The following is a 6,015-nucleotide window of genomic DNA, read 5'->3' as shown; positions in this document are numbered from 1 at the left end:
CGCTGAGTCCTGAGGCTGTTGCAATGAAAATGAGAATCAAGGGTTTACATTACGATAGCTCGATACTTCTACGATAAGTTTGTACAGGCTTATACAACTCGATATAATCCGATATAGTTGCGATAAACTAATAAAGCTAAGATTGACCGATAATCGATTTCCTTGAGAGGCAAACAAGTGAGCGCCACAATATTCCATAACCCGTTTCGTCCCACTGCCGGCGCTGAGCCTCCGCGCATAATTGGTCGTGATGATATTGCCCTTGAGTTTACCGAGAGTTTGAATTCGGGAATTGGTGCACCTGCGAGGCTCATGCGCGTTGCCGGGCCAAGGGGTTCCGGAAAAAACTGTTTTGCTCTGTGATCTTAGAGATCGTGCACGAGAGCTTGGCTGGAAGACGGCTATTGTTTCTGCTGGTCCCAACCTATTGCTGGACCTGAAGGATCAGATTGCAGAATCCTCCCTTGCGACCAATGCTTCAGTCGGCGTAAATGCCGGCTTTGGTTCCGCTAAATTCGACGTTGTGCCAAAAGAGTCGAGTCTTAGAAAGTTGCTTGGCTCGGCCGCAAAGTCTTCCAAGGGCCTGTTTATTGCAATAGATGAGGTGCAGGATGCCCCGATTGACGATATGCGCGCTATTGCTTCTGCTGTGCAGCTTCTAATAGGGGAGAAAGTCGATATTGCTCTCGCATTTGCCGGATTGCCCGCTGGTGTTATGGATCTTATCAACGGCAAGGCACTTACATTCTTGCGTCGTGCCCTCCCCGAAGATCTGGCGCCTATCAACCAGGTGGAGGTAGCGCTCTCTATGGGCGATAGCTTTATAGCGACTGGTTTGACCATAGAGGACGATCTGCTGTCGAGAACCGCTAAGACCACTAAGGGCTATGCCTATCTGGTGCAAATGGTCGGTTACTCCATTTGGCAGCGCGCCAACTTGCATCGTGCCAAAAGTGCCATTGTGAGCGAACACGATGTCACCGAAGGCATTGCGCTGGCAGAGGCTCGTTTTCACGATGTTGTTCACGAGCCCGCGATTTCTGGACTGGGACTTAACGATATCAAATACCTTTTGGCGATGTGCGAGGATAAACAACAGTCCAAATCAGCCGAGATTGCTAAGCGCATGGGTAAAAAGACCAATGAGATCAGCTCTATTAGGGCCAAATTGCTACAAAGAGAGGTTATTCAGGCACCACAGAGGGGCTACGTGCAGTTTGCCGTGCCGGACCTAGATATCTATCTGCGAGAGAATGCTGCGGAGATTCTCGAGCGGTTCTAAATCGAGGCATGAATAGCTGCCGGTTAACTGCCTTTGTCGACTTGGCTCGCGTCCCCCCAATCTAGTAGACTTTAAACCGTTGCTAGATTAGGGGGATTATCAATGAAACGCTCCATGAAACTGGTTTCTGCGAGGACCTCGTGCTGGTGGGGGACGTCAGCACCGGCAAGACGCACATGGCCTCGGCGCTGTGCATGCTGGCGTGCGAGCGGAGGATGGAGGCCCGCTTCTTCACCGCGTCATCGCTCGTCATGCGGCTGCGGCGCGCCCGCGACGAGGGGCGCCTTGACCGTGAGGCCGCGCTCATCGGCTGCGCTAGGCTGCTCGTCATCGACGAGCTCGGCTTCCTGCCGCTGGATCCCGACGGCGCGCGCGCTCTTCTAGGTGTTCGCCGACGCCTACGAGCGGCAGTCGGTGGTCATCACCACGAACCTGGAGTTCAGCCGGTGGGGCGCGGTGTTCGGCGACGACCAGATGGCGGCGGCCGTGCGCATCGCCAGGGCCACGGCCATGTGGGTCTTGCCCCTGCCGGTCTTGCCGAAGAACACGAGGTCCTCGCGGGCGCCGACGAAGCCCAGCGAAAGCATGTCGTCGCGGCCCCAGCCCTCGGAGAACCGCACGTGCGACCAGTCGAACCCCTCGGCCGACTTGTGCACGGGGAGCCTCGCCTGCCTGAGCAGCCGTGCCCTCTTGGTCGCGTCCCTGTGCGCGAGCTCGGCCTCGAGCATGGCCCTGCAGCCCGCCACCTGCGTCCTCTATCTTGTCCACGTCGATCATTCCCTCCTGCCTTTGCTCGTTGCCGATACGACGCACCGACAACGTTAAGGCATGCGGTCTGGTCGGCGTGGCCGTGCTCAAAACCGAAAAACTATCGTGCTCAATTCTGAAAATCGGATGTGACCAAACCCGCAATCACGACGTTAACAAACACAAATAGGCCGGCGCCAACGACAGGCTCGCCCCGTCGAGGCGGGCTGGGATATAATTTCCTAGAAGGAGGCCAAGGGAGGTTCGATGAAGAAGGGCATGAGCATCAATTCCCTCATGAAGCACATGAGGACGAATCACGGTATGGAGGATTTGCGGGGGAGCGACAGAAAGATACTGCTGAGAAACATGGGCTATTTCCATGGCTATAAAGGCTTCCGGTTTGTCCGAAAGCCCAAAAATGCGCTCCCCCTCCCTTCGTTCGATGCACTCATGGACATATACGGGTTCGATTCCGCCATCAAGGCTGCAATCTACCCGGAGATAATGTTCATCGAAACGGCGGTTAAAAACATAGTCTTGGCCAGAATACTTGAGAACATAGAGGACCCCGGGCTGGCGACCTTCTTAAAGCGCGGCCTCCGGACATGCAGGGATGTCAACGGAAGGGTCGTGAACGGGCAGATGGGGGAAAAGCTCAAGCTCAAGAGCCAGCTTCAGAACATCGTGAGACGGAGTTACAAAAACGATCTCGTGAAGCATTATGTCGATCGCGACGATGACGCGCCCGTTTGGAGCATTTTCGAGGTGATGACCCTCGGCGATCTCACAAGCGTATGCAGAAGCCTTCCCGATGAAATCCTCGCCGATATCGCAAGCGACCTAGGTCTCTTACATGCGAACCCCGGCATCGTCATCAACATCGTCGAGACGATTCGTCCCTTAAGGAACGCGGTCGCCCATAACGGGGCGGTATTTGATTCGAGGTTCAGCCAATCGGTTAAGTATCCCAAGACCGACAGAAACCTGGCCGCGGTTGGCGAGCTTCTCGATGAGGATCTTTCTATCGGGTACAGGTTGAATTTCAATTCCATAATCGACTACATCGTTCTCCTGGCCTACCTATTGACCTTGCTAACGCATCAGAAGAAGCGTTCCAGAGATTTTCTTCGGAAATGCCTGCGGGAGCTCGAGAAGCTCGAGAGCGCTGTCGGGGTTGATACGTACATGATGATCGTCGGAAGCGGTGACCGGCAGAAATACGGATTTATTGAGGGGTTCATCGATGGCTACGGGCGCAAGCGGTGACGTTCCTTCCGTGTGCTAATATGTGCAGAGAGAAACGGCGAAACGCCGTGGGAGGGGCCGATCAGTCGACTCCTCCCTTTTAATATGAGTTGAACATTGCCAAGAGGCAAAACCGGCCCGGCCGCCCGCGGAGCTACCGCGCACGGCCGGGCCTACCTATCTTCACCCTGCGACCGCGCCGCTGGAGGGCGTGTCTGCTCGACGCACGTTCGGCATTCTAATATCCGCGCGTGGCCTTCTCGGCTGCGCATTTCGTTGCTACGGCTGGGGGCCTCGCGGCGAAATCGGAGTCTTTATGCGGGCATGGCGGTCTCCCGCCGCCCAGAAAAGGGACTCGGATGGCCTCCCAACGGCCTCGAGCGCGGCGCGCGCCGGGGTCGGAACCCGTGTCCGGGGGCGGCGGCGCGCTACGCCGCCGCCATCCCGGCTATGGCCCACACCCAGCACGCCATCTCGCGCGCCGTGGCGCAGTTGGCCATGCACGGCCTCTTGCCGGCGGCGGCCATGGCCTCCCTGCGGTCGATCAGCCTGCGGTTGCACTTCGTCGCGTGGCGCCGCGTCGCGGGGCGACCTCTGACCTGTATCGTTTTTTCGGACACGCGGGCTGGAGGGATCGTGTGGCCGCGATGCCCTAGACTGCATTCAAGCCGATGGACGGAAGGATTGCCTCATGGTCGCCAATCAGAAGATGTACACCGACGAGTTCAGGCGGGAGACAGCCGACTACGTCATCTCCACGGGGCGCCCCATAACCCAGGTCTGCGGGGAGCTCGGGCTCAACCCCAAGACGGTGAACGACTGGGTGCTCAAGCGCAAGCGCGAGTTGGGGGGCGAGCCCGACCCGAGGGCCGAGGAGCGCGAGCTTCGCGAGGCGAGGAAGCGCATACGCGAGCTCGAGGCGGAGAACGCGTTCCTAAAAAAGCCGCGGCCTTCTTCGCCAAAGAGCAGGCACTCTAGCCAGGTACAGGCTCATGGAGGCGGAGAAGGGCAACTTCACGGTGGCGATGATGGCCAAGGTGCTGGGGGTGAGCCGGTCGGGCCACTGCAGCTGGGTTTCCAACGGCTGCCCCGTCGACGACTGGTCCGAGGCGCGCGACGCCGTGCGGCGCGTGTGGCTCGAGTCCGACAGGCGCTTCGGCGCGCGGTTCGTGAAGTGCTTCCTGCCCGACGGCCTGCGCGGCATCACGCTGTACCGTGTGCGCAAGTGCATGCGCGAGCTGGGGATCCGCGGCTGCACGCCGTACAAGTCGAAGAGGACGACGGTCCCCGACAGGGACGCCAAGCCAAGGCCCGACCTGATCAGGCGGGACTTCACGAGCCCGGTGCCCACCTACAAGCTCGTCGGCGACATCACCTACCTGCGCACCGGCCAGGGCTGGCTCTACCTGTCGACGGTGATCGACCTGAACACCCGCATGTTCGTGGGCTGGTCGCTGTCCGAGCGCATGACCGCCGATATCGTCGTCAGCGCCCTCGAGAGCGCGCGTGCGCGCGGGTACGTGGCAGAGAACGCCATATTCCGCTCGGACAAGGGGGCGCAGTACACCAGCCGCAAGCTCGCTGAGTGGGCCAGGGGCAACCATGTGCGCCTCTCTTGCAGCCGTACCGGCAACTGCCACGACAACGCCGTCTCAGAGTCGTTCTTTGCGACGCTGAAAAATGAAATGTACCACCGCAGGAGCTTCGCCACCAGAACACAAAGGACGCCCGGCTGGTCAGGTCGGCGTTCGCGACGCTCTCCTTCCCGATCTCGGACATCGAGGTCTTCCACACGGACCGCGGCAGCGAGTTCGACAACGCCGAGATCGACCTGATGCTCGAGGCCTTCGGCATAGAGAGGTCGCTGTCGGCCATGGGCTGCCCCTACGACAACGCCGTCGACGAGTTGACCAACAGGATACTGAAGGCCGAGCTCGTCCACCGCGAGACGTTCGGCACGACGCGCGAGCTCCGGGTCAAACTCTCGGACTACGTGCACTGGTGCAACAATTTCAGGATCCACTCGACGCTGGGCTACATGTCGCCGGTCGAGTTCAGGGAGGCGGGGCTGTCCCTCCCGGAATCGTCCAAATAGGTGTTGCCAATCCAACCGCCTCTTTGATTATCAGCCGGGGCTATCTCAGTTTTTTGATTGGGGCGGTTGTTATGTTGCTGAATCTTTAAGGGACGAAGATTGTATTTCAAAGGCCCACGATGTGCATCTGGTCACTCATATCTTTTCGAGACAGAACGATAAGAAGCTATATGATTCTCTTGTTTAAAGATGGTGAGTTCGACGATTCCCAGATTCCAAGAACTATTAGGTCTTTCCTAGACCCCCCTCTTCTTGCTCATTAGAAGATTCAAAGACGCGCGCGAGCGTTGCATACTGGCGTTTGATTCATGAAGACCACGCTCTATTTTTCTTGAATGCGTTAGCCAGGCTACTCTTTCGATGAAGCCCCAGACGCCTCTGATACAAGCGAAACATGGGGCTTTTTGCTGTATTTCGCGGCTGCGTACACGCTTTCGTCGTCCGTCACGTGCTTAAACGAATTGCGTGCTTCAGTGGATTTTCGTGTTACTGGCACTTGCGCTGTTTGGGGCGCCGCTAATTGCTTCAAAAACTAGAGCTAGCACTGTGTCCATGGAAGGACGAAAAAACAAAAGTTTGCTGAGAACGTAACCTGCTTTTTATAAGAGCAGGTTTCTGCCTGCCTTTATAACAATTCCCGCGC

The 6,015-nt window shown here is 57.6% G+C and carries 5 protein-coding genes and 2 pseudogenes; 6 read left to right on the top strand and 1 reads right to left on the bottom strand.

Annotated features, from left to right (window positions below; translation table 11 throughout):
• Nucleotides 1-319 precede the first annotated feature (319 nt).
• Entirely contained in the window at nt 320-1,282 is a 963-nt protein-coding gene (locus DW892_RS09975; RefSeq protein WP_233546927.1) for an ATP-binding protein, read from the top strand.
• A gap of 176 nt (nt 1,283-1,458) precedes the next feature.
• Nucleotides 1,459-1,711 (top strand): annotated as a pseudogene (locus DW892_RS10685) (ATP-binding protein); the annotation flags it as partial.
• Here the strand turns inward: DW892_RS10685 and DW892_RS09965 are convergent.
• Entirely contained in the window at nt 1,681-2,010 is a 330-nt protein-coding gene (locus DW892_RS09965) for an ATP-binding protein (RefSeq protein WP_117758353.1), read from the bottom strand. The pseudogene DW892_RS10685 and the gene DW892_RS09965 overlap by 31 nt on opposite strands.
• 286 nt (nt 2,011-2,296) lie before the next feature.
• Between DW892_RS09965 and DW892_RS09960 the strand changes: the two genes are divergently transcribed.
• The 4 genes and pseudogenes from DW892_RS09960 (at nt 2,297) to DW892_RS09940 (ending at nt 5,372) form a co-directional block, all read left to right on the top strand.
• The gene (locus tag DW892_RS09960) at nt 2,297-3,298 is read left to right on the top strand and encodes an Abi family protein (protein ID WP_117757939.1); all 1,002 of its coding nucleotides are present in this window, start codon (nt 2,297-2,299) and stop codon (nt 3,296-3,298) included.
• 670 nt (nt 3,299-3,968) lie between these two features.
• A pseudogene (locus tag DW892_RS10680) lies at nt 3,969-4,196 on the top strand (transposase); the annotation flags it as partial.
• 73 nt (nt 4,197-4,269) lie between these two features.
• Entirely contained in the window at nt 4,270-5,112 is an 843-nt protein-coding gene (locus tag DW892_RS09945; protein ID WP_117767294.1) for an IS3 family transposase, read from the top strand.
• Nucleotides 5,112-5,372, top strand: a complete 261-nt coding sequence (locus DW892_RS09940; protein WP_233546925.1) for an IS3 family transposase — start codon at nt 5,112-5,114, stop codon at nt 5,370-5,372. Before DW892_RS09945 ends, DW892_RS09940 begins: the two co-directional genes overlap by 1 nt.
• Nucleotides 5,373-6,015: the final 643 nt, after the last annotated feature.

The sequence above is a fragment of the Collinsella sp. AM40-7AC genome, assembly GCF_003468125.1.
Classification (GTDB): domain Bacteria; phylum Actinomycetota; class Coriobacteriia; order Coriobacteriales; family Coriobacteriaceae; genus Collinsella; species Collinsella aerofaciens_O.
Note: the sequence above shows the minus strand (reverse complement) of the source record. Positions and strands in the feature narration are given on the sequence as shown.